Raw genomic sequence first — 23,951 nt, forward strand, 5'->3', positions numbered from 1 at the left:
CCGGCGACAACAAGAGCGTCGGCGCCCCCGCCCTCCGGGCACAACGCACAACGGCACCTCCGCAACGGTGGAACCGTCCCAGGCCCTGTGACCTCCTCTTATGGGGAATGCCTGGGATGCCGTCCCGGGACGGCAGGCGGGGAACCGCAGTTGTGCGGCGCTCGCACGGCGCCAGGGCGTGAACGCCCACCAGAGGAGGCCGCCGACCCCGCGCCCCTGGCACAGGCGCCGTAGCGCGGCTGTCGTGACCGCGACCATCGCCTCTGTGGGTTGCCTGTCCCTGCTGCTGTCCGGGCACTCCCGGACCGCCCGCAGCCGACGCGCCCCTCACCTGGTCCGCGAACTCCCGGCTCTGGGCTATCGGTTGCGATCACGACCACGTCATCGGCAAGGCACCCCCGCAGGACGGCGGCCCATGGGCGCGTACGCAGGGAGCGGTTCACGGCGGCCGGACGCCGGTGGGCATCACCGCGTCCTGGAGGCAAGGGCATCGTCTGCGCCGCAGACCAGGGCTGCGGCAGCGACATGCGTCCCCGCTCCTTCGCCGTGGACCTGGACAGGGACCGGCCGGTCGCCTGTCCGGTGCCCGGCATCAAGAACGGCGCCGGAACCGGGTGTCCCTGAAGGACCCCGAGGTGCTGCCGGCCGACGGCCGCAACGGCCGGACCCCGCTCACGAACCGGGCAGGGCCGACACCCGTCCCACCGGGCCCGCGCGTCCGCACGAACGATCTAGCCGCGGCCGCGGGGCGCGTACAGCACCGCTCCGTCCACGGTTCCGACCCGGGTGTAGCCGTCCTGCGCGAGGAGGTCGCGGAACTCGGGGACGGCGGCGGCGCCGTACGGGGCGCCGCGCGAGTCGTCGACGACCAGGGCGGGGGCCGCCGCGGCGAACTCCTCGCGCAGCACGTCCCAGGCCCCGGGGACGGCGTAGCGGGCGCCGACCCGGGCACCGCCGCGGCCGCCGCTGAAGTTGGTGAGGAAGCCGGCGGTGAGATAACGACAGGCGGGGGCGCGGTCGGCGAGCCAGTACTGCTCCGGGTGCATGCCCCACAGCAGGACGGTGTCCTGCGGGCCGCTGCGGTCGCGGACCGCCGCGGCGACCGCCTGGGCGTGGTCCAGTTCGGCGCGCGGCGCGGCGAGTCCCCAGGCGGTGAAGACGGCCGCCGCCAGCAGCGTCCAGGCCGCGGCGAGGCGGCGGGCCGGTCCCCGCGAGGGCAGCCCGCGCACCGCCGCGATGCCGATGAGCACCAGCGGGGGCAGCAGTTGCAGGTAGTAGTGGCCGTAGAACTGGAAGCCCGCGACGACCGCGCACGCCGACCCCAGGAGCCACACCCACAGGTCCCCGTCGGCGAAGGGCCGCCGCAGTGCCCACCACAGCGCGGGAACCAGCAGACCGGCACCGGCGGCGAGCAGGATCGCGGCGTTGCCGAGGCCGCGCCCCGCGCCGAGGAGCCAGGCGCCCTGCGGGGACATGTAGGTGCTGGAGCCGGTGAGCGTCCAGAAGACGAAGTGCCGTGTCCCGGTCGCCGCGGCGACCACCGCGACGGGCAGCACGCATCCCGCCAGCAGGCGCGCCCAGGCGCCGGCCGTCCCGGCGGTGTACCTGCCGAGGGCTCCGCCGTACGCGGCTCCCTGTCCTGGGCGCGGCAGGACACCGGGGCCGGCCGCCGCGCGCAGCAGCATGCCGTCCGTGCGGCCCGCGGCCCAGGACGGGGTCAGTGTGCGCAGCCGCAGCCCCGAGGCCGGGGGCGGGGCCTCGCGCCCGGCCCGCCAGAGCGACCAGGCGGCGGGCAGCAGCACCGCCGCCCCGGTCTGCTTGGTGAGTGCCGCCCCGGCCACGGCCAGCCCCGCGAGTCCCCACCGCCGCCGGTCGGCCAGCAGTACGGCGGCGGCGGTCCAGGGCAGTGTGAAGACCTCGAAACTGGCGGCCTGGGTGTCCTCGGGGGCGAGGCCGACGGAGAGCAGCACATAGGCGGCGCCCGCGGCAGCGCCCCACCGGTCGCCCCAGCGGCGGCGCGCGAGGGCGGCGAGCAGCGCGGCCGTCACCACATGGGCAGCGACGGCGGCGCAGCGCAGGGACCACAGCGAGTCGTCGCCGAAGAACGCGAAGGCCCCCTGGTAGAGCCATGGCAGCAAGGGGGGCTTGCGGTCGACCACGGTGTCGTAGAGGACGCCGCCCGCCGCCAGCATCCGGGCCTGTGTGGCGAGGAAGCCCTCGTCGGGGTTCCAGACCGGGCGCAGGAAGGACGGCAGGTGCACCAGGGCGGACAGGAGCGTCAGCAGCGGGAGGAGCGGCAGCCAGAACCGGTCACCCGGGAAGGCCCGTGCCGGCGCGGCGGGTCGGGCGTTGCGGGGACGGCTGGGCACGCGCCCCAAGCTACCCCACGCGGGCGGCCGCCCCCGGGCCCGTCTCAGGCCGCCTCTCGGCGGTCCTGCCGCGGCGCCGCCAGCCGGCTGTGCCGGTGCCCGTAGGCGAAGTACACGACAAAGCCTGCCGCCATCCAGATCGCGAACCGCAGCCAGGTCTCGGCGGGCAGGTTCAGCATCAGCCAGAAGGTGGCCAGCACCGACACGGCCGGCAGCCACGGCACGAGCGGGGTGCGGAAGGCGCGGGGCAGTTCGGGGCGGGTGCGGCGCAGCACGACGACGCCGATGGCGACGACGATGAACGCGAAGAGCGTGCCGATGTTCACCAGCTCGGCCAGTTCGGAGATGCTCGTGCAGCCGGCGACGACCGCGACGACGACGCCGAGCAGCAGGATCGAGCGGTACGGCGTGCCCGCCGTGGGGTGCACGCGGGAGAAGAAGCGCGGCAGCAGCCCGTCGCGGCTCATCGCGAAGAACACCCGGCTCTGGCCGAGCAGCAGGATCATGCACACGGTCGTCAGGCCGACCGCGGCGCCGAAGCTGATGAGCCCGGCCCAGAAGGGGTGGCCGACCGCCTTGAACGCGTCGGCGAGCGGGGCGTCCACGGACAGTTCGGTGTACCTCTGCATGCCGGTGACGACCACGGACACCGCGACGTACAGGATCGTGCAGATCAGCAGCGACCCGAGGATGCCGCGGGGCACGTCCCGCTGGGGGTTGCGGGTCTCCTCGGCGGCGGTCGCGACGATGTCGAAGCCGATGTACGCGAAGAAGACGACGGCGGCCGCGGTGAAGATGCCCATCACGCCGAACTGCGCGGGCTGGTAGCCGGTCATCAACTGGATGAGGGGCGCCCCGAGACCGGCCGCCGGGCCGGTCACCTCCTTGGCGGGCGGGATGAACGGCTTGTAGTTGCCCGCGTTGATGAAGAACGCGCCCACGACGATCACGACGAGCACCACGGCGACCTTCACGGCCACGATCACGGAGGTGACACGGGCCGAGAGCTTCATGCCGGCCACCAGGATGCCGGTCAGCACGAGGACCAGCAGGAAGGCCAGCAGGTCGAAGTGGAACGCGGTGTCCGTGCTGCCGGACAGGGCGGTCGGCAGCTGCCAGCCCCAGTTCTCCATCAGAGAGCGGATGTAGCCGGACCAGCCGACCGACACCACCGCGCATCCCAGGGCGAGTTCCAGTACGAGGTCCCACCCGATGATCCAGGCGGGCAGTTCGCCGAGGGTGGCGAAGGAGAACGTGTACGCGGAGCCGGCGACCGGCAGGGTGGAGGCGAACTCCGCGTAGCACAGGGCCGCGAGGGCGCACACGATGCCGGAGACGACGAAGGCGAGCGCCACGGAGGGGCCCGCGTTGTCCTTGGCCACCTTGCCGGTGAGCACGAAGATGCCGGTGCCGATGACGACACCCACGCCGAAGACCGTCAGGTCGAGCGCGGACAGCGACTTCTTGAGCGCGTGCTCCGGCTCCTCGGTGTCCTTGAGGGACTGTTCGACCGATTTCGTGCGGAAGAAACTGTTCTGCCGCTTTCCGGCTGTCCTGCCGCCGTCATCGCCCAGATCCACCGGCGCACCTCCACGGTTGTTCCTGCATCACAGCACCTGGAGGTGCTTGTGACCGGAACAGGCGCGCCTACACCTGCGCAGACGGGCCGGGCGATCACCCGTAAGGATGGCCGCCCGGCCCGTCGCCGGCGGTGCCTCAGTCGCCGGCCGGCTGCGGGGTGGGCTCGTCGGCGTAACGGCCCTGCAGCCGGGAGACCAGTCCGGTCACCTGGCGGGCGATGTCCGGGGCGGTCAGGCCGATCTCGGCCATGACCTCCTTGCGGGAGGCGTGGTCCAGGAACTGCTGCGGGATGCCGAAGTCCCGCAGCGGAACGTCCACGTTGGCGTCGCGCAGCGCCTGGGCGACCGCGGAGCCGACGCCGCCGGCGCGGCCGTTGTCCTCGACGGTCACCACGACGCGGTGGCGTGCGGCGAGGCCCGGCAGCTCCGCGTCGACCGGCTTGACCCAGCGGGGGTCGACGACGGTGGTGGTGATGCCCTGGGCGTCGAGCAGGTCGGCGATCTCCAGGCACATCGGGGCGAGGGCGCCGACGGAGACCAGCAGCACGTCGTGCGCCGGGGCGTCCGTCTCCCCCGCGGGCTCGTCGGTCCTGGTCGTCGCCTCGCGCAGCACGTCCATGCCGCCGACGCGGCCCACGGCCTTGACCGCCGGGCCGACCGCGCCCTTGGAGTAGCGCACGACGGTCGGGGCGTCGTCGATCTCGACGGCCTCGCGCAGCTGGGCGCGGACCTGATCGGCGTCGCGCGGGGCGGCGATCCGCAGGCCGGGCACGACCTGGAGGATCGACAGGTCCCACATGCCGTTGTGCGAGGCGCCGTCGGTGCCGGTGATGCCCGCGCGGTCCAGGACGAAGGTGACGCCGCACTTGTGCAGCGCGACGTCCATCAGCACTTGGTCGAAGGCCCGGTTGAGGAAGGTCGCGTAGACGGCGACGACCGGGTGCAGGCCACCGGTGGCCAGACCGGCGGCCGAGACCGCCGCGTGCTGCTCGGCGATGCCGACGTCGTACACGCGGTCGGGGAAGGCCTTGGCGAACTTGTCCAGGCCCACCGGCTGGAGCATCGCGGCCGTGATGGCGACGATGTCCTTGCGCTCCTTGCCGAGCTTGACCATCTCCTCGCCGAACACGGAGGTCCAGTCGGCGCCCGAGGCGGCGATCGGCAGACCGGTGTCGGGGTGGATCTTGCCGACGGCGTGGAAGCGGTCGGCCTCGTCCTCCAGGGCCGGGGTGTAGCCGCGGCCCTTCTCCGTGAGGCAGTGCACGATGACCGGTCCGCCGAAGCGCTTGGCCCGCTGCAGCGCGGACTCCAGGGCGGCGATGTCGTGGCCGTCGATGGGGCCGACGTACTTCAGGCCCAGGTCCTCGAACATGCCCTGCGGGGCGATGAAGTCCTTGAAGCCCTTCTTGGCGCCGTGCAGCGTCTCGTAGAGGGGCTGGCCGATGACCGGGGTGCGCTCGAGCAGTTCCTTGGTGCGGGTGAGGAAGCGCTCGTAGCCGTCGGTGGTGCGCAGCGTGGCCAGGTGGTTGGCGAGGCCGCCGATGGTGGGCGCGTAGGAGCGCTCGTTGTCGTTGACGACGATGACCAGCGGGCGGTCCTTGGCGGCGGCGATGTTGTTCAGCGCCTCCCAGGCCATGCCACCGGTGAGGGCGCCGTCACCGATCACGGCGACGGTGTGGTCGCGCTTGCCGAGGAGCTCGTTCGCCTTGGCGATGCCGTCGGCCCAGCCGAGCACCGTGGAGGCGTGGCTGTTCTCGATGACGTCGTGCTCGGACTCGGCGCGCGACGGGTAGCCGGACAGGCCGCCCTTGCCCTTGAGCCTGGTGAAGTCCTGACGGCCCGTGAGCAGCTTGTGGACATAGCTCTGGTGACCGGTGTCCCAGAGCACCTTGTCCTTGGGCGAGTCGAAGACGCGGTGCAGGGCGATGGTCAGTTCGACCACACCCAGGTTCGGGCCCAGGTGCCCACCGGTCTTGGAGACCTCGTCGACCAGGAAGGTACGGATCTCGCCTGCCAGCTCCACCAGCTGCTCTGGAGCGAGCCGGTCGAGGTCGCGCGGTCCCTTGATACGGGTCAGCAGCGCCACCCGTGCCTCCTTGCTGTCGCTTGCCGGGTTTCCCGAGTGTATGTGGTCGTGTTCCGGGCCCCGCACACACCTGTGCCCGGCGCTGGGATGATCTTCCCTGCGCCGGGCACGTCACGCCACTGGTGCGCGGTGCGGACTAGCCGCGGCCGGCCGCCTTCTGGCTCCGGCGGGACACCGAGTCGATGACCACGGCGGCGAGGAGGACCGCGGCGGTGATCATGTACTGCAGTGCGGTGTTCATGTTGAGCAGGTCCAGACCGGTCTGGATGGACTGGATGACCAGCATGCCGAGCAGGGCGGACCAGACGTTGCCGCGGCCGCCGAAGAGGCTGGTGCCACCGATGACCGCGGCCGCGATGGCCAGCATCAGGACGTTGCCGCCACCGGCGCCCAGCGTCGCGGTGAAGGTCTGCGCGGCGAAGAACATGCCGCCGAGCGCCGCGAAGCCACCGGCGATGGCGAACACCGAGATACGGACCAGCGCGACGTTGATACCCGCACGGCGGGCCGCCTCGATACCGCCACCGACCGCGAAGACCTTGCGGCCGTAGGAGGTGCGGCGCAGCACGAAGTCGGTGATGACCAGGGCCGCCAGGAAGACCACCAGGGCGTTCGGCACGCCGCTCGCCTGGTTCAGCACGTAGGCGGCGACGAAGGAGACCACCGCGAGGGCGCCGACGCGCAGCACGATCTCGCTGGTGGGCCGGAACGGGACCTCGGCCGCGCGGCGGCGGCGCTGGTCGATCAGCGAACCGGCGAGCATGGCCGCGGTGCCGAGGCCGGCCAGCAGGTAGGCACCGGCGACGTCCTGGTCCAGGAAGAAGGAGCGCTGGCCCAGGATGTGCAGCGGGCCGTCGTCCGGGATGGAGAGGCTGCCGCTGTCGCCGAGCAGCTGCAGCATCAGGCCGTTCCAGCCGAGGAAGCCGGCGAGGGTGACGACGAAGGCGGGCACGCCGATCTTCGCGAAGAACCAGCCGTGCAGCGAACCGATCAGGACGCCGGTCACGATGGTCAGGAGCAGGGCGAGCCAGGGGTTCATCCCGTGCTTGGTCACGAAGATGGCGAAGAGCGCCGATGCCAGACCGCTGACGGAGCCCACCGACAGGTCGATCTCGCCGAGCAGCAGCACGAAGACCAGGCCGATGGCCAGCATGCCGGTCGCGGCCAGGAAGAAGCCGATGTTGGCCAGGTTGCCCGCGGTGAGGAACTGGCTCGACTGCGTCTGGAAGATGGTCCAGATGATGATCAGGCCGATGATGACCGGGAGCGAGCCCAGTTCACCGCCGCGCACCTTGCGCTTGAACTCCGTGAGGTAGCCCTTGAAGCCTTCCTCACGGACCAGAAGTCGCGGGTCGACGACGGGCACGGCCGCCGAGGACGGGTCCTCGACCGACGCAACCGTCTCGTTCTCCGGCTTGACGGTCTTCGACGTGTCGCTCACTTCGCAACCTCCGTGCGCCGCGCCTGACGGCGGGTCACGGCGTTGTCCGTGGCACCCGTGATGGCGGAGATGATTTCTTCCTGGGACGTGCTCTTGACGTCGAAGACGCCGTTGTTGCGGCCGAGACGCAGCACGGCGACGCGGTCGGCGACGGCCTTGACGTCGACCATGTTGTGGCTGATGAGGATGACGGCGAGGCCGCGCTGACGCAGCCGCTCGACCAGGTCGAGGACCTGGGCCGTCTGCTCCACGCCGAGGGCCGCGGTGGGCTCGTCGAGGATCACCAGCTTGGGGTCGCCGATCAGCGCGCGGGCGATGGCGACAACCTGCCGCTGACCACCCGACAGGGCCGCGATCGGGATGCGGACGCTCGGAATGCGGATCGACAGGGTGCTGAGCAGCTCCCGCGACCGCTTCTCCATCGTGACCTCGTCGATCACACCGGCGCGCTTGAGCTCCCGGCCGAGGTAGAGGTTGGCGACGACGTCCAGGTTGTCGCAGAGCGCGAGGTCCTGGTAGACCGTCGCGATGCCCAGACCCTGGGCGTCGTGCGGCCGGTTGATGCTGACCGCGTTGCCCTCCCACTCGATGACGCCCTCATCGATGGGGTGCACACCGGCGATCGTCTTCACCAGGGTGGACTTACCTGCGCCGTTGTCGCCGACAAGCGCGACGACCTCTCCGGCGTGAACCTCCAGGTCGACATCGGTGAGTGCCTGGACCGCACCGAATCGCTTGGAGGCTCCGCGCAACGCCAGCACGGGCGTAGCGGACACGTGAACCATCTCCTTCGCCGCCTGACCGGCGGGGATGCCGCGCTTGGACAGGCGCGGAGTTTTGTGCGAGTTGCACTGCCTTACATGATGACAACAGAGTGTCTGTCCGGTGCCCGCCCCGTCAGCGGGGTCTGTGGACGGGGCGGGCACCGGACAGGTCTGTGCGGCGGCCTCCGGTGGGAGGGCCGGCCGTGTTACTGGATGCCGGCAGCCTTGCAGGCCGCGGCGAACTCGGCGGTGCAGATCTCGGAGGCGCTGTAGAGGCCGTCCTTGATGACCGTGTCCTTCACGTTCGCCTTGGTGACGGAGATCGAAGGCACCAGCTGCGAGGGGACCTTGTCGCCGGAGCCGCTGGTCAGCGTGGTCGTGGCGAGCGAGGCGATGTCCTTGCCCTCGAGCAGGTTGACCGCGAGCTGGGCGGCGGCGTCGGCCTCCGGCTTGAACGGCTTGTAGACCGTGCTGGACTGCGTGCCCGCGATGATGCGCTGGATGCCCGCGAGCTCGGCGTCCTGACCGGTCAGCGGGATGCCGCTGATGCCGGCGCCCTTGAGGGCGGTGGCGATGCCGCCGGCCATGCCGTCGTTCGCGGCGTAGACGCCGGCGATCTTCTTGGCACCGAGCTGCGTGATGGCCGCCGTCACCTTCTGGTTGGCGACGGTGTCCTTCCACAGACCGCTCTGCTCGTAGGCAATCTTGACCTTGCCGTCGAGGATCTTGTGGGCGCCCTGCTTGAACAGCGCGGCGTTCGGGTCGGCGTCGTCACCGTTGATCATGACAACGTTCGCCGACGGCGTGGCCTTGGAGCCGAGCGCGTCGAGCAGCGCCTGGCCCTGCTGCTCGCCGACCTTCTCGTTGTCGAACGAGACGTAGGCGGAGACCGGACCCTGGGCGAGGCGGTCGTAGGCCACGACCTTGATGCCCTTGTCGACAGCAGCCTGCACGGAGGACTTGATGGCCGCGGCGTCCTGCGAGCTGATCACGATGACCTTGACGCCCTTGGTGATCATGGTGCTCACCTGCTGCGCCTGCTTGGCGGCGTCGCCCGCGGCGTTCGCGTACTGGACGTCGCAGTCGGCGCAGAGCTCCTTGACCTTCGCCTCGAAGAGCGGGTGGTCGAACTTGTCGTACCGCGCCGTGACGCTGTCGGGGAGCAGCAGACCGATGGTCTTGGAGCCGCCGGCGCTGCTGCTGCCGCTCGCGTCGTCCTTCTTGTCGTCGCCGGCCTTGCCGCACGCGGCCACGGAAAGGGCCATCGAAACAGCCGCGGTGCCGATCACGACGCGCCGCATCATTGCGTTCATGTGGGGTTGCCTCCCTGACTGGGCCGCAACACTGCGGCCGAGGTGGACGTGAGTCAACTCGGCAACAGACTTGACGTCAAGAAGTTAATACTTAACGAGATGGCAACGGTGCGTTTCGTTATGTAGATGAACGCAGCGTGATCCCTAGGACACGCCCGCGACCAGGGGTACAGAAGCGTCCAAAAGGGACGAATCTCCGACCTCGCTGAGGGCCAGCGCCAGCGCCCCGAGCACCTCCGCGCGGCCCCCAAGGGCCCCTGAGACCACGGATAGACGGCGGGCGGCACTGGGGATCGCGTACCGGGCCACGGACTCCCGTATGGGCCCCAGGACCAGCTCACCGGCCTCGGCGAGGTCACCGCCCAGCACGACCCGGCTGGGGTTGAGGAGGTTGGCCAGACTCGCCACGCCCATGCCCACGTGCCGGCCCACGTCGCCGATGACGCGGCGGCACCCCGGGTCGCCCTCGCGGGCCAGTTGCACCATCCGCGCCGGCGTGAGGTCCGGTCCGTGACTGCCGCGCAGCAACTCCAGAACATAGCGGGCCGCGGTGAAGGTCTCCAGGCAACCCCGGTTGCCGCAGCGGCAGACCGGGCCCGACTCGTCCAGCGTGATGTGACCTATCTCGCCCGCGGTGCCCCCCGGGCCCCGGTAGATCCGGCCGTCCATCACCAGGCCGGCGCCGACGCCGCTGGCCACCTTGATGTACGCGAGGTCCTTGACGCCGCGGCCGCTGCCCCAGACCAGTTCGCCCAGCGCGCCGAGGTTGGCGTCGTTGTCGACCTGCACCGGCATGCCCAGCCGCTCGGCGAGCTCCTGCCGGGGGTTGAGGCCGCCCCAGCCCGGCAGTATCGCGGTGGAGCCCAGGGTGCCGGTCTCCACGTCGATCGGGCCCGGGACGCCGAGGCCGACCCCGATCACCTTGTCCGCCCCGACGCCGGTCGACTCGATCAGCCGGGTCACCAGCTGCTCCGCCCGGTCGAAGCCCTCGGAGGCCTCGGTGTCCACGTCGAAGGGCTCGGACTGCTCGGCCAGCACCTGGTGGGCGAGGTTGCCGACGGCGACGCGCAGGTGCGAGTGCCCGAAGTCGACGCCGACGACGATGCCGGCGTCGCCGGACAAGGTGACCGCGCGGGCCCGCCGGCCGCCCGAGGAGGTCGGCGTGACCTGGACCGTCCCGCTGTCCCTCAGTTCACGAACGATGTTGGAGACTGTTGCCGCGGACAGCCCCGTCGACCGGGCGATCTCCGCCTGCGTCAGCGAGCCCGCCAGGCGTACGGCCCGGACCACTCGCTCCAGGTTGGCCCGGTGCAGCGACGACTGCGATCCCGGAGTCTCCACGACCATCCCACTCCCGACGACCGGACGGGACCGCACCGATGAGACCCCGTCGTCTACAACATGTGAACTCTAACTTGAGCCTTTGGGCCTACTTCCCGTCAAGGGGGAGAACAACACAGCTGGCGGTATGCCCGAAAACTCCGGAAGCGGCCCCGTCATGTGACGGAACCGCTTCCGGTTCGGGCGGGTCGGCAGCGCAGCGTGCCGGTCCGGTTACTTCAGGGTGCCGGCGGTCAGGCCGGCCTGGACCTGGCGCTGGAAGCTGAGGTAGACCACCAGCACGGGCAGCATGGCGACCGTCATGCCGGCGAAGAGCGCCGGGTAGTCGCCGGAGTAGCCCTGCTGCTGGGCCAGGTTCACCAGGCCCTGGGCGAGCATCGAGCGGTCCGGGTCGCTGCTGCTCTGCTGCTGCATGAGGGTCATCGGCAGGATGTACTGGTTCCACTGGCCGAGGACGTTGAAGATCCCGACGCTGATCAGACCCGGCTTCGCCATGGGCAGCATGACCTGGAAGAACGCCCGGGTGTGCGAGCAGCCGTCGATCATCGCCGCCTCGTGCACCGCCGTCGGCAGCGTCCGGAAGAACGAGTGCATGAAGAAGACCGTGAACGGCAGCGAGTACGCGATGTAGACCAGGATCAGGCCCTGGTAGGTGTTGAGCATGCCCAGGTTGTTGACCATGAAGAACAACGGCACCAGGGCGAGGTACACCGGGAACATCGCGCCCCCGACGAACAGGTAGTAGACGGCCCGGTTGCCCGGGAACTCGTAGCGCGCCAGCACGTACGCCGTCATCGCGCCGAGCAGCATCGTCAGCGGCACCGAGAAGACCAGCACGATCACGGTGTTGACGAAGAACTCACCGATGCCCTTCTCCCAGGCCCGGGAGAAGGCGTCGAAGGACCAGTGCGCGGGCCAGGACCAGGCGCTCGCGCCGATCTCCGAATTGTTCTTGAACGAACCGAGGACGATCCAGCCCAGCGGCAGCAAAATCATCACGCCCCACAGCACGAGGAATCCGTGCGAGAAGACGTTGATCGTCGTGCCGCCCTCGGCGGAGCGCGTCCGGTCCGGGTCCCTGCGGCCGGTCGCCGGCAGCGGGTTCATGAGGGGCACCGGCGTGGGCTGCTTGATGGGAGTGGCCATGGGATGCGCCCCGCTCAGAATTCGACGCGCTCGCGGCGGGTGGCCCGCAGCGCGATAGCGGAAAGGATGAGGGTGAGGAAGAGGATGACGACGCCCATGGCGCAGGCGTAGCCGCTCTTTCCGAAGGTGAGGAAGTTCCTCATCAGATAGGTCGCCATGACCTCGCCGTGGTAGTCCGGGCCGCCGCCGAAATTCGACCCCGGGGTGAGGGTGGAGGCGAGCGCGAAGAAGTCCATCGCGGCGATCGCGAGATAGACCCAGGCGGTCTGCACGCTGTCCCACAGCAGGGGGAGCGTCACCTTGAAGAACGTCTGCAGACGGCCCGCGCCGTCCAGCAGGGCGGCCTCGTAGATGTCCTTGGGAATGGACTGCATGGCCGCCGAGAAAAGCACCAGGTAGAAGCCCACGCCGGCCCAGATCTGCACGCCCAGCAGGCACCAGATGACCAGGTCGGGGCTGTTCAGCCACTCGATCGGATTCTGCGCGCTCTCCAGGTGCAGCTTGATCAGCACGCCGTTCAGCAGGCCGGATCCGTCACTGCGGTAGATCGCCTGGAAGAGCACGATGAGAATGGCGACCGACAGCACCTGGGGGAAGAAGAACACCACCTTGTAGAAGGCGGAGCCGCGGATTCCCTGGACGCCGGTCGTGCCGCCGCGGCCGCCGACATTGAGCATGAAGGCGAAGAACAGCGCCAGCAGGATCGTGATCACCGGCAGGAACACGAGCAGCAGCGCGTTGTGCTGCAGCGCCTGCAGGAACACGTGGTCGGTGAAAAGCGTCGTGTAGTTCTTCAGACCGACGAAGTTCATCGTCTGCGACTGACCCGACCAGTCCGTCAGCGAATAGCCGAAGGTCTGCAGGTACGGCCAGATGACGAAGACGATGTACAGGACGAGCGGAAAGAAGAGAAACCCCACGATGAAGGGGTACTTGCGGTATCGCATGGCACTGCTCCTGCCATCGGACAGACCGTCGCACCGGGGTCCCGGCCCCCCTCGTCCATGAGGGGGGCCGGACTCCCGGTGCGCGAGGGCTGGTGGACGATTAGCCCTTCTTGGCCTTCTCGGCCGCGGCCTTGACCCGCTTGAGCCAGTCGGCCGGCTTGATGCGCTTGGCCATCAGCTCGGCGCTGGCGTTCTGCACGTCCGTGTCGAAGGCGCTCTGCGTGTTGGGGTAGTTGTAGTTGAAGACGTTGGTGCCGGCCGCGCTGAGCGCCGTCACGGTGGACTTGGTGCCCGGGCGGAGCTCGACGTCGGAGCCGACGCCGTCCTTGAGGACGGTCAGCGAGTTCGCGGTCTGGGCGAACTTGCTGGAGCCCTCCTTGGTGAGCATCAGCCGCAGGAACTCCAGGCCGCCGGCCTGGTTCCTGGCCTTCTTCGGCACGATGAAGGGCTCACCGGCGCCGGCGCGGATCGACTCAAAGGGCAGCTTGTCGCCGTCGAGGGAGGGGATCGGCATGAAGGTCATCTCGAAGTCCGAGGGAGTGGCCTTCAGCTGCTCGTTCTCCAGCCACGAACCACAGGGGATGAAGGCGGCCTTGCCCTCGTTCCAGGCGGTCTGGGACTCGATGTGGGTCATGCCGTTGGTGCCCGGCAGCAGGAAGCCCTTGTCCGGGATCTGGTAGACGGCCTCGACGGCCGCCTTGGCGGCGGGCTCGTCCCAGACGGTCGGGTCGAGGCTGTCGATCCGCTTCACCAGGTCGGGACCGCCCTGCTTGGCGATCAGGTCCATGACCACGATGTTGATGTAGTACGGGTACTTGCCCTGGTGGCAGAAGGGGGCGATGCCGGCCTTCTTGATCTCCGCGGACAGCGACATGAAGTCGGCCCAGGTCTTCGGCGCGGTCCAGCCCTTGTCCTTGAAGAGCTTGCCGGAGTACCACAGGCCCCACACGGTGTAGATGTAGGAGAGCTGGTACATCTTGCCGTCGTCAAAGGTGCCGGTCTCGATGGTGCCCGGCTGGAGGACGTCGCGGACCTTCTTGGTCGGGTCGTCGATGTACGGGGCGTCGAGGAGCGGGGTGAGGTCGGTGAGCTGGCCGCTCTTGTAGAGGACGTCCAGCTTGATCTGCGCGGCGCCGGAGTCGTCCACGACGTCCGGCGGGGTGCCGGCGTTGAAGCGGGGCTGGAGCTTGCCGGTGATCTCCTGGGTGCCCAGGTGGCTGACCTTCGCCCCGGAGAACTTCTTCTGGTAGAGCTTCTCGAACTGCTTGGCGTAGTCGTCGCCGTAGCCGCCCTTGAAGATCACGACATCGAGTGCGGCGTCGTTGGCCACGCCGAACGGATTGTCCTTGGACTTCTCCCCCTTCTCGGGGGCGTTGCTGCCGCCACCGCTGGACGCGCACGCGCTCAGCAGTCCCGCGGACGGGGCGGCCAGCAGGCTCACGGCCGCTGCCCGCTTGATCAGATCGCGCCGGTTGACGTCGGATCCCATGCTCAAGTCCTCACCTTCTCCAGGACCCAGGCAGTGCGGAGTTTTTTTCCAAGCACGGGCCACACGCCCGCCGTTCCCCCCGCGCGAGCCCGTGTTGGCGGGCCCCCTGGACGCGCACAGGTATAGTCCACTTCCCGCGAAGTGGGCAAGGTCATGCGCGCGTTTGACGGACAGCTTTCCCTAGTTGAGACCTCGCGGTAACGCGAGTGGGCCCGCATCCCGTGCCGGGATGCGGGCCCACCGTGGCCTTGCGTACGCCTTGATCCTTACTTACGGATCAGCGAACGCAGGACGTACTGCATGATGCCGCCGTTGCGGTAGTAGTCCGCCTCGCCGGGGGTGTCGATCCGCACCACGGCGTCGAACTCGACGCCGGTGTCCGTGCTGACCTTGACGGTGCGCGGGGTGGTGCCCTCGTTGAGCTCGGTGACGCCGGTGAAGGAGAAGGTCTCCTCACCGGTGAGGCCCAGCGACTCCGCCGAGGCGCCCTCGGGGAACTGCAGCGGCAGGACGCCCATGCCGATCAGGTTCGAGCGGTGGATGCGCTCGTAGGACTCGGCGATGACGGCCTTGACGCCGAGCAGCGCGGTGCCCTTGGCCGCCCAGTCGCGCGAGGAGCCGGAACCGTACTCCTTGCCCGCCAGGATGACCAGTGGGGTGCCGGCGGCCTGGTAGTTCTGCGAGGCGTCGTAGATGAACGCGACCGGCCCGCCGTCCTGGGTGAAGTCGCGGGTGTAGCCGCCCTCGGTGCCCGGCGCGATCTGGTTGCGCAGGCGGATGTTGGCGAACGTACCGCGGATCATGACCTCGTGGTTGCCGCGGCGGGAGCCGTAGGAGTTGAAGTCGCGGCGCTCCACACCGTGCCCGGTGAGGTACTGGCCGGCCGGGGTGTCGGCCTTGATGGCGCCGGCCGGGGAGATGTGGTCGGTGGTGACCGAGTCGCCCAGCTTGGCCAGCACGCGGGCACCGGTGATGTCGGTGACCGGGTCCGGCTCGTGCTTCATGCCCTCGAAGTACGGGGGCTTGCGGACGTAGGTCGACTGCGGGTCCCACTCGAAGGTGTTGCCGGTCGGGATCGGCAGCGACTGCCACTGGGCGTCGCCGGCGAACACGTCCTGGTAGGAGGTGCTGAACATGTCCTGGCCGATCGCGGAGGCGACGACCTCGTTGACCTCCTGCTCGGACGGCCAGATGTCCTGGAGGTAGACCGGCTTGCCCTCGGTGTCGGTGCCGATGGCGTCCTTGGTGACGTCCACCTTCATGGAGCCGGCGATGGCGTACGCCACGACCAGCGGCGGGGACGCCAGGTAGTTCATCTTGACGTCCGGGTTGATCCGGCCCTCGAAGTTGCGGTTGCCCGACAGCACCGAAGTGACCGCCAGGTCGTGCTCGTTGACGGCCTTGGAGACCTCGTCCGGCAGCGGGCCGGAGTTGCCGATGCAGGTGGTGCAGCCGTAGCCGACGAGGTTGAAGCCCATCTTGTCGAGGTACGGGGTGAGGCCGGCGCGGTCGTAGTAGTCCATGACGACCTTGGAGCCCGGGGCGAGCGTGGTCTTGACCCACGGCTTGCGGCTCAGGCCCTTCTCGACCGCCTTCTTGGCCACCAGCGCGGCGGCGACCATGACGTACGGGTTCGAGGTGTTGGTGCACGAGGTGATCGCGGCGACGGTGACGGCGCCGTGGTCGATCTCGTACGTGGACCCGTCGGGAGCGGTGACCACGGTCGGGCGGGACGGGACCCCGTTGGTCGCGGCCGGGGCGTCGGAGGCCGGGAAGGACTCCTTGCCCGCCTCGTCGGCGTCGTCCACGTAGTTGCGGACGTCGCTCTTGAACTGCTCGGCGGCGTTCGCGAGGACGATGCGGTCCTGCGGGCGCTTCGGGCCGGCGATGGAGGGTACGACCGTGGAGAGGTCGAGCTCCAGCTTCTCGGAGAAGTCGGGCTCGGCGGCCGGGTCCAGCCACAGACCCTGCTCCTTGGCGTACGCCTCGACGAGAGCGAGCTGCTGCTCCGAACGACCCGTCAGCTTCAGGTAGTTAATGGTTTCTGCATCGATCGGGAAGATCGCCGCGGTGGAGCCGAACTCCGGCGACATGTTGCCGATCGTGGCGCGGTTGGCGAGCGAGGTGGCCGCGACGCCCTCACCGTAGAACTCGACGAACTTGCCGACGACACCGTGCTTGCGCAGCATCTCGGTGATGGTCAGCACCAGGTCGGTGGCGGTGGTGCCGGTGGGCAGCTCGCCGGTCAGCTTGAAGCCCACGACGCGCGGGATCAGCATGGAGACCGGCTGGCCGAGCATCGCGGCCTCGGCCTCGATGCCGCCGACGCCCCAGCCCAGCACGCCGAGGCCGTTGACCATGGTGGTGTGCGAGTCGGTGCCGACCAGGGTGTCGGGGTAGGCCTGGCCGCCCCGGACCATGATCGTGCGGGCCAGGTGCTCGATGTTCACCTGGTGGACGATGCCGGTGCCCGGCGGGACGACCTTGAACTCGTCGAACGCGGTCTGGCCCCAGCGCAGGAACTGGTAGCGCTCCTTGTTGCGGCCGTACTCCAGCTCCACGTTCTGCGCGAACGAGTCCGGGGTGCCGAACTTGTCGGCGATCACGGAGTGGTCGATGACCAGCTCGGCGGGCGCCAGCGGGTTGATGCGGGACGGGTCGCCGCCCAGTTCCTTCACGGCCTCACGCATGGTGGCGAGGTCGACCACGCACGGCACGCCCGTGAAGTCCTGCATGATCACACGGGCCGGCGTGAACTGGATCTCCTGGCTCGGCTGCGCCTGGGAGTCCCAGCCGCCGAGCGCGCGGATGTGGGCGGCGGTGATGTTCGCGCCGTCCTCGGTGCGGAGCAGGTTCTCCAGCAGCACCTTCAGGCTGTAAGGGAGGCGCGCGGAGCCCTCGACCTTGTCCAGCCGGAAGATCTCGTACGACTCGTCGCCCACCTGCAGGGTGCTGCGGGCGTCGAAGCTGTTCGCCGACACGACAGTCTCCTTCGTAACTTTGCGCGTACCACCGCATGCTGCCGCTTCGACTCATGGCCGATCCGCTAAGGTAAGACTTAGTTAGGGTTGCCTTACCCGTGGCGGCAGCGGTGCGCCTCGGCAGATATCTCGATGTCGAGATAACTCTAGTACATCACCGCCGCACGGTCATGCGCTGGGCCGCCCCCGCGACCGTCGCGGACGGGCCGCCGTGCCGCCCGCCCGGTCGCCAAGGCCCCTGGAAGGACGGCAGCCCGCCGCGGACGGCGCCACGGGCCCGCCCCGGCCTCCTGGGCCAGGTAGCGGCCCGCAGGCGCCTGGGACGCCCGTCAGGCCGCGCCGCGGGGGTGTTGCGCAAAAGCGCCGGTGGGCGGGGCCGTTGTCACGGCCCCGCCCACCGGCGGTCTCACTGCCGTTCGACTCAGCTCGGGTCGGTGACCTCGAAGCGCAGCCGGACATGGGTCGCCGACTTGTCGCCGGCGAGCGTGACACCGGTCGTCCCCGGCTTGGCCGTCCCCGGAACGCTGATGGTCACGCCGGAGATCACGCCGTCACCGTTCGCGTGCACGGTGAGGGAGGACAGGCCGTCACCGAAGCCGATGGCGACGGCTTCGTTGGGCGCGAACCCGGAGGCGTTGACGGTGATCGCCGTGGCCCGCGGTCCCGAGGTGGTCGACAGCAGCACCTCGGGCCGGTACTCCGGCGCCACCGCCTCGTCCGCCACCTTGACGGTGGCCGTCGCCGGCGTCCGCGAGGACGTACCGGCGGCGGTGAGGGAGTACCGCCCGGGCTCGGCGTCGTCGGACGACTCGATCGACGCGTGCACCGCACCCGTCCCCGAGGCCGCGACCGTCACCGTGCGCGCCGGGCTGGTGCCCAGCTTGACGGTCACGCGCTCACCGGCGGCGAACCCGCTGCCGTTGACGGTGATCGGGTCACCGGCCAGGACCCCGGACGACGCCGAGATCGACGGCTGGAGATCCGCCGTCCCCACGGTCACGGTGAAGGTCCTCGTGGCGCTCGACCGCGAGTCCCACGCCGTCACGTGCACCGTGTAGGTGCCCGCCTGCACATAGGTGTGCTCCCCGCTGATCGCGCCGGAGGCGTCGACCGCGGCGTCGGCGGGAACCGTGCCGTCACCCCACTGGACGCGGGCCTGGTAGCCCGTCGCACCCGGGGCACCGCCGGTCACCGAACCGAGGTCCGCCGTGAAGGCGTCGCCCGCGGTGGCCGTCCGGTCCTTGGGGGCCGTGGTCACGAGCGCGGCGTCGGGCGTGCCGTCGTGCGCGATGGCGAACACGTGGATCCGGCCCGCGGAACCGGCGTCGCCGGTCTGCTTCGGCAAGGTCACCGAGACCAGCGTCCTGCCCGCGGGGATCTGGTACGGCGTGGTGGCGAACAGGAACGGCTGGGCACCGTCCCGGCTCGTGCCGAGCAGCCGGTACGCGGCCTTGGCGACCACGATGTTGCCGAAGGCCGGCGTGCCGCCCGGGTTGCCGCCCAGCGTCCAGTCGCTCAGCTGGACAGGGACGGAGGCGGTGCTGCCGTCGCTGAACGTCGCCGTGGCGGTGGTGTTCTGGTTGGCCTGCGTGCCCACGCCGATGAACGAGATGCTCTTCGCGTCGTCCGGCAGACCCAGCGCGATGGTGCTGCCGTTGCCGGTCGCGTTGTCCGGGCGGCCCGCCGGGACCGCGGGCAGGGTGAAGCGCAGCCCGGTGCCCGGGACTCCGTGCTCCTGGCCCTGGGTCACGCCGGCCGCCTGGAGGGCGGAGCGCGAGTACGCCCACGACTTGCTGTCGCAGTTGGCGGCGAGGACGCCCTCGTCGCCGATGCACTGGCTGTCGAAGGCCGCGGTGAGACCGGAACTCGGCGCGTAGTCCACGTCCGCCCCGACCGTCGCGACGCCCTGGACGCTGCCGTCGGTCACCGTGACGCCGGCCTGGTAGTAACCGGGCTTGGCGTAGGTGTGCGTGCCGGTGACGCCGTACACGCCGCGCGAGCTCAGGGTCACGGTGCCCGTGGTGACCGGCGTGCCGTCACCCCAGTCGACCGTCGCCTGGTACCCGCTCGCGGTGCCACCGGTGACGGTGGCCAGCGACGCCGAGACCGGCAGGCCCGAGGTCGCGTGCACGCCGCCGGTCGCGCCGGTCACCGTGAGGTCGCCGCCGCCGAGCTGGACGTCGCCGCCCGCGAGCAGCTCGACCTCGGCGAGGTTGGTCTGCGCGGCGCCGGCCGTCTCCTTCACGACCAGGCGGAACCGCGTGAACTTGCCCGGGTTGCCGATCTTGAACGCCCGGGTCTGGTTGCGCGAGGGGAACACCTCGCGGTGGCGGGAGTCGAGCGTGGTCCAGGTGATCCCGTCGTTGGAGGCCTGGAACTTCCAGTCCGCCGGGTCGCCCTGGCTCGCCCCCGAGGTGAGCGTGTAGTACGACGGCGTCTGCCCGCTGCCGCGGAAGACCCAGTCGATCTGGGGCTCGTCCGTGGCGAAGGTCATCTGCGTGGTCGACGAGTCGTCGAACAGCTTCGACGCGTCCTGGCCGTCGCTCGTGGTCGCGGTGCCGAGGCCCGGACCGGTGGTGTCCTGGAACGGCTTGGGCACGTCCGTGCCCTGCGTCAGCGACGGCGGGGCGTCGTTCTTGCCGGTGCCCCAGGACGACGGGCTCGCACCCATCTGGAAGTCGATGGTGCCGCCGTTCGCGAGCACGGAGGAGTCGATGGACACCCCGCGCTGCGTCTTCCCGTTGACCTTCACGCTCTGCACGTAGACGTTCTTCGTGCTGTTGCCCGGCGCGTTGACAACGATGTCCCCGCTCTCGCGGTGGACCGTCATCCCGGTGAACTGCGGCGATCCGATGGCCCAGTTGGAGGAGCCGGCCTGGAGCGGGTAGATGCCCAGCGAGCTGAGGATGTACCACGACGACATCTCGCCGTTGTCCTCGTCACCCGGGTAGCCCTGGCCGATCTCGTCACCGACGTAGACACGCTGCAGGAGCTCCCGCACGATCGCCTGCGTCTTGGACGGCGCACCGGCGTAGTCGTACATGTACGGGATGTGGTGCGACGGCTGGTTGCTCATGCCGAGCTGGCCCATGCGGACCGCCTGCGCCTCGAGCATTTCGTGGATCGTGCCGTTGTACCCACCGGGGTGGTCGGCGTTCTCCGGGGTGGAGAAGAACTGGTCGAGCTTCTGCTCCAGCTGCTTCTGGCCGCCGTACAGGTTCGCCAGTCCCTGGCCGTCCTGCTGCGCGGTGAACGCGAAGTTCCAGCCGTTGGTCTCGGTGTAGGCGTTGCCCCAGTCCAGCGGGTTGGCGGTGAGGAAGTTGCCCTTGGCGTCACGGCCCTCGAAGAACCCGGACTTGCTGTCGAAGAGGTTCACGTAGTTGCGGGCGCGCTCCAGGAAGTAGTCGGACTCCTCCTTGATGCGCTTGCGGTCGTCCTTGGGCACCGAGGTGTCCTTGGCCAGGGCCGCACCCATGTTGCCGATGCCGTAGTCGTTGATGAAGCCTTCCAGCGCCCACGACACCGACTCGCCGGTGGAGGTCGGCGTGTACCCGAGGAACAGGCCGTTCTCGATGCCCTTGCGGCCGACCGCGCTGCGTCCCGACGCGACGGTGGCGTCCTTGACGGCGGCGTTGTAGGCGGCCAGCGGGTCGGGCACCTTGACGCCGTTGAGGTAGGCCTCGGCCAGCGCGACGTTCGAGCTGGTGCCGGTCATCAGGTCGGCGTAGCCGGGCGACGACCAGCGGGCTATCCATCCGCCGTCGCGGTACTGCTGGACGAAGCCGTCGGCGATCCTGGCCGCGACGTCCGGGTAGAGCAGCGAGTACGCCGGCCACACGGTGCGGTAGGTGTCCCAGAACCCGTTGTTGACGTAGATCTGGCCGTCGACGACCTTCGCGCCGGTCTGCGTGGCGGTGGAGGTGCCGGTCGGCGCCGACACCGGGCTCGCGTACTGCCAGCGCGGCGCGGCGGCTGTGCCGGTGTTCTCCGACTGCGAGTTCGGGTACAGGTTCAGCCGGTAGAGGTTCGAGTACAGCGTGACCATCTGCGTCTCGGTCGCGCCCTTGACGTCGATCCGGCCGAGGCGGTCGTTCCACGCGGCGGTGGCGGCGTCGCGGATCTCGTCGAAGCTCTTGCCGGTGACCTCGAAGCCGAGGTTCTTGCCCGCCTGGTCGACCGAGATGAACGAGGTCGCGATCCGCAACGTCACCTGCCGGCTCGCGGAGGTGTCGAAGGTCGCGGACGTCGCGGAGGTCGCGGTCGGCGCCCGGTCGAAGGCACCGGACACGAACATCCGGCTGCGGCCCGCCGACAGCCCGCTGCCGTTGTCCACCCAGCCGGTGAAGGTGCCGTCCGTGCCGATGGTGAACGTGCCGTTGTAGAAGACGAGGCTTCCGCTGTTCCCGCCGGACGGGAAGGTGAACTGCATGATGCCACCGTGGTCGGTGGGCGACATCTGCGCGGTCAGCCCGCTCTGCGTGGTGACCCGGTAGAGGTCGGGCCGCGCGGTCTCGTCGGTGTGGCTGAAGGCGAGCGCACGGGAGCTGGGCGCCCCGGTGAGCGAACCGCCGGCCGCCACCGGCATGACCGACATCTGGTTGCGGTCACCCATCCACGGGCTGGGCTCGTGCGAGATCGCCAGTCCCTGCAGGGTCGGCAGGTTGGCCGCGTTGTTGCCCGCCTGGTAGTCGTACTCCCAGGAGTTGGACGCGGCGTTGGTGACCGGCGTGAAGAAGTTGAAGCCGTTCGGCACCGCCGAGATCGGCAGGTTGTTGCCGCGCGAGAACGAGCCCGACGCGTTGCTGCCGCGCCGGGTGTCGACGTAGTTGGTCCGGCTGGAGCCGTCGATCGCCGCGGGGGTGCCCGTCACGGCGACGTCGTCGAGCCAGCCCTGGAAGCGGGTCGCGGCCGTCGCCTTGGGGTCGTCGTAGGCGAGCAGGACGCGGTCGATCGTCTTGCCGTTCGCGACCGCGCCGATGTCGGACTGCACCGCGTTCCACTGGTCGGCGTAGAGCACCTTCGAGTCGCCCTGACCGGCGGCCGTGAGCGCGTAGCCGTGCTGGTCCACGGGGGAGAGCCCGCTCAGGTACGTGCCGTCGGTGAAGTGCAGGTCGACGGCGGCGTAGGTGGACGGGTACTGGGTGTCCTTGGCCGTGAACTCGGGGAAGATCTTGTACGACAGCCGGGTCTGCGGCCCGACCGGGATGTTGACGTCGAACAGCTTGTCCGTCGCGTAGGAGCGGCCGTCGGCCCGGGCGCCGCCCGAGTAGCGCAGCGAGGCCGTACCGGTGAATCCGGCGCCCGGCTTCATGTTGTAGCCGCTGACCGGGCCCGCGCCGGCGACGCCGACCATCGGGGTGGCCGGGGGCAGCGCGTCCGAGCCGTCGCTGATGTTCCAGTCGGCGAGCTGGGTGATCGAGTCACCGGAGTTCGCCGTCACGTTCAGCCGGTAGTACGTGTAGGCCGTCGTGTTGGTGAAGCTGTACGTGTTGGTGGCGAACCGGCCGCTGAAGGTCACACCGGTCCGGGTGTCCAGGTCGGTCCACGAGTCGCCGTTGTCCGACCCCTGCACGGTGAAGTTCTTGGGGTCGCGGCCCGGCGCGTCGTTCGCGGAGGTCAGCGAGTACTTGACCACCGCCGCGGGCTTGGCGAGCCGGTAGGTCACCCAGCCGGTCTTGTCGAACGCCAGCCACTTGGTCGACGGATTGGCGTCCTTGAGGTTCGAGGCGACCTCGCCCGGCGCGTTCTCGGCGCTGGCGGTCACCGCGCTGACCTGGTCCAGCAGGCTGCCGGGCAGTCCGGTGGAGCTGGCGCCGCTCAGGTTCCCCTGGACCGGCTTGCCGCTGCCGTCGACCTCGACGGTGCTCGCGGCGGGCTGCGGGTCGGCCGACTCGAACGAGGAGCTGAAGCTGCCGGGAGGAGCCGCTGCGCTCGCGACGGGCGCGACGGCGAACACCCCCACGGGCAGCGACAGTGCCGCGGCCGCGCTGATCCATCTTCGCAGGGACAAATGGCGTGCGGAGGAAGGTGACACGGGGAGACCTTTCGTCATTGGAGGCCGTGTGCATCACGTCGGGACGAGGGACCTGGCCGGGGTGGCGGAGCGGCCGCGGCGGGGCGCGAGTGCGCCTGACGGGCACTCGGCGGGCCTGCCGCGGGCAGGGGTCCTCAGTGAGCGGGGGTGCCGGGCGGGTTGCCGTCGGGGGGCGGCAACCGCAGTGCGGAATCGGGCGAGTCGGGGCGTATGCCGTGAACCATGCGGAAGCTCCATACGGGGATGGTGGACTCGTGGAAGGGCACACCCGGCGGTAGATCGCGGTTAGCCTGTTCCTTAACAGACAACGTTGTCAAGGGTGATGGCGTAACCTGGTCGAAAGAGCGCGTTCTCATTCCCCGTTCACCCGGAGCGACCGGGCGGACGACGCGGCGTCCGCCCGGTGCGCGCACTCACCCCCGGTCGCTGATCAGGCACTTCGTGACCGCACGCGGCCCAC

The 23,951-nt window shown here is 69.8% G+C and carries 12 protein-coding genes; all 12 read right to left on the reverse strand.

Annotated elements, in window-relative coordinates; all coding sequences use genetic code 11:
• Positions 1-731: 731 nt before the first annotated feature.
• On the reverse strand, positions 732-2,369 hold the full coding sequence (locus ABZ883_RS12725) for a glycosyltransferase family 39 protein (RefSeq protein WP_360905619.1): 1,638 nt from the start codon (positions 2,367-2,369) through the stop codon (positions 732-734).
• Between the two features lie 44 nt (positions 2,370-2,413).
• Complete coding sequence (locus ABZ883_RS12730; protein ID WP_360905620.1) at positions 2,414-3,949, reverse strand: amino acid permease; 1,536 nt, start codon at positions 3,947-3,949, stop codon at positions 2,414-2,416.
• A gap of 136 nt (positions 3,950-4,085) precedes the next feature.
• Positions 4,086-6,035, reverse strand: a complete 1,950-nt coding sequence (gene dxs, locus ABZ883_RS12735; protein ID WP_360905621.1) for a 1-deoxy-D-xylulose-5-phosphate synthase — start codon at positions 6,033-6,035, stop codon at positions 4,086-4,088.
• Positions 6,036-6,171: 136 nt separating this feature from the next.
• Complete coding sequence (locus tag ABZ883_RS12740; RefSeq protein ID WP_360905622.1) at positions 6,172-7,476, reverse strand: sugar ABC transporter permease; 1,305 nt, start codon at positions 7,474-7,476, stop codon at positions 6,172-6,174.
• A complete protein-coding gene (locus tag ABZ883_RS12745) occupies positions 7,473-8,261 on the reverse strand; it encodes an ATP-binding cassette domain-containing protein (protein ID WP_360905623.1) in 789 nt (262 codons plus the stop codon). The genes ABZ883_RS12740 and ABZ883_RS12745 overlap by 4 nt, the downstream gene beginning before the upstream one ends.
• Positions 8,262-8,446: 185 nt before the next feature.
• Positions 8,447-9,553, reverse strand: coding sequence for a substrate-binding domain-containing protein (locus ABZ883_RS12750; RefSeq protein ID WP_360905624.1), 1,107 nt, complete (start codon positions 9,551-9,553; stop codon positions 8,447-8,449).
• Between the two features lie 144 nt (positions 9,554-9,697).
• On the reverse strand, positions 9,698-10,894 hold the full coding sequence (locus tag ABZ883_RS12755; RefSeq protein ID WP_360905625.1) for an ROK family transcriptional regulator: 1,197 nt from the start codon (positions 10,892-10,894) through the stop codon (positions 9,698-9,700).
• Between the two features lie 213 nt (positions 10,895-11,107).
• Positions 11,108-12,040, reverse strand: coding sequence for a carbohydrate ABC transporter permease (locus ABZ883_RS12760; RefSeq protein WP_360905626.1), 933 nt, complete (start codon positions 12,038-12,040; stop codon positions 11,108-11,110).
• A 14-nt stretch (positions 12,041-12,054) separates the two neighbouring features.
• Positions 12,055-12,987: a sugar ABC transporter permease gene (locus tag ABZ883_RS12765; protein ID WP_360905627.1), complete on the reverse strand. Its 933-nt coding sequence runs from the start codon at positions 12,985-12,987 to the stop codon at positions 12,055-12,057.
• Positions 12,988-13,087: 100 nt separating this feature from the next.
• Positions 13,088-14,476, reverse strand: coding sequence for an N-acetylglucosamine/diacetylchitobiose ABC transporter substrate-binding protein (gene ngcE / locus ABZ883_RS12770; RefSeq protein WP_360905853.1), 1,389 nt, complete (start codon positions 14,474-14,476; stop codon positions 13,088-13,090).
• Between the two features lie 266 nt (positions 14,477-14,742).
• Complete coding sequence (gene acnA, locus ABZ883_RS12775; RefSeq protein WP_360905628.1) at positions 14,743-17,457, reverse strand: aconitate hydratase AcnA; 2,715 nt, start codon at positions 17,455-17,457, stop codon at positions 14,743-14,745.
• A 421-nt stretch (positions 17,458-17,878) separates the two neighbouring features.
• A complete protein-coding gene (locus ABZ883_RS12780) occupies positions 17,879-23,491 on the reverse strand; it encodes a GH92 family glycosyl hydrolase (protein ID WP_360905629.1) in 5,613 nt (1,870 codons plus the stop codon).
• Positions 23,492-23,951: the final 460 nt, after the last annotated feature.

This window comes from Streptomyces sp. NPDC046977 (assembly GCF_040644455.1).
Classification (GTDB): domain Bacteria; phylum Actinomycetota; class Actinomycetes; order Streptomycetales; family Streptomycetaceae; genus Actinacidiphila.

Excerpts from the sequence above, each read along its gene's own strand:
- ABZ883_RS12750 (WP_360905624.1), bottom strand. The coding sequence starts at position 9,553 with ATGAACGCAATGATGCGGCGCGTCGTGATCGGCACCGCGGCTGTTTCG.
- ABZ883_RS12760 (WP_360905626.1), bottom strand. The coding sequence starts at position 12,040 with ATGGCCACTCCCATCAAGCAGCCCACGCCGGTGCCCCTCATGAACCCG.
- ABZ883_RS12765 (WP_360905627.1), bottom strand. The coding sequence starts at position 12,987 with ATGCGATACCGCAAGTACCCCTTCATCGTGGGGTTTCTCTTCTTTCCG.
- ngcE (WP_360905853.1), bottom strand. The coding sequence starts at position 14,476 with ATGGGATCCGACGTCAACCGGCGCGATCTGATCAAGCGGGCAGCGGCC.
- ABZ883_RS12745 (WP_360905623.1), bottom strand. The coding sequence starts at position 8,261 with ATGGTTCACGTGTCCGCTACGCCCGTGCTGGCGTTGCGCGGAGCCTCC.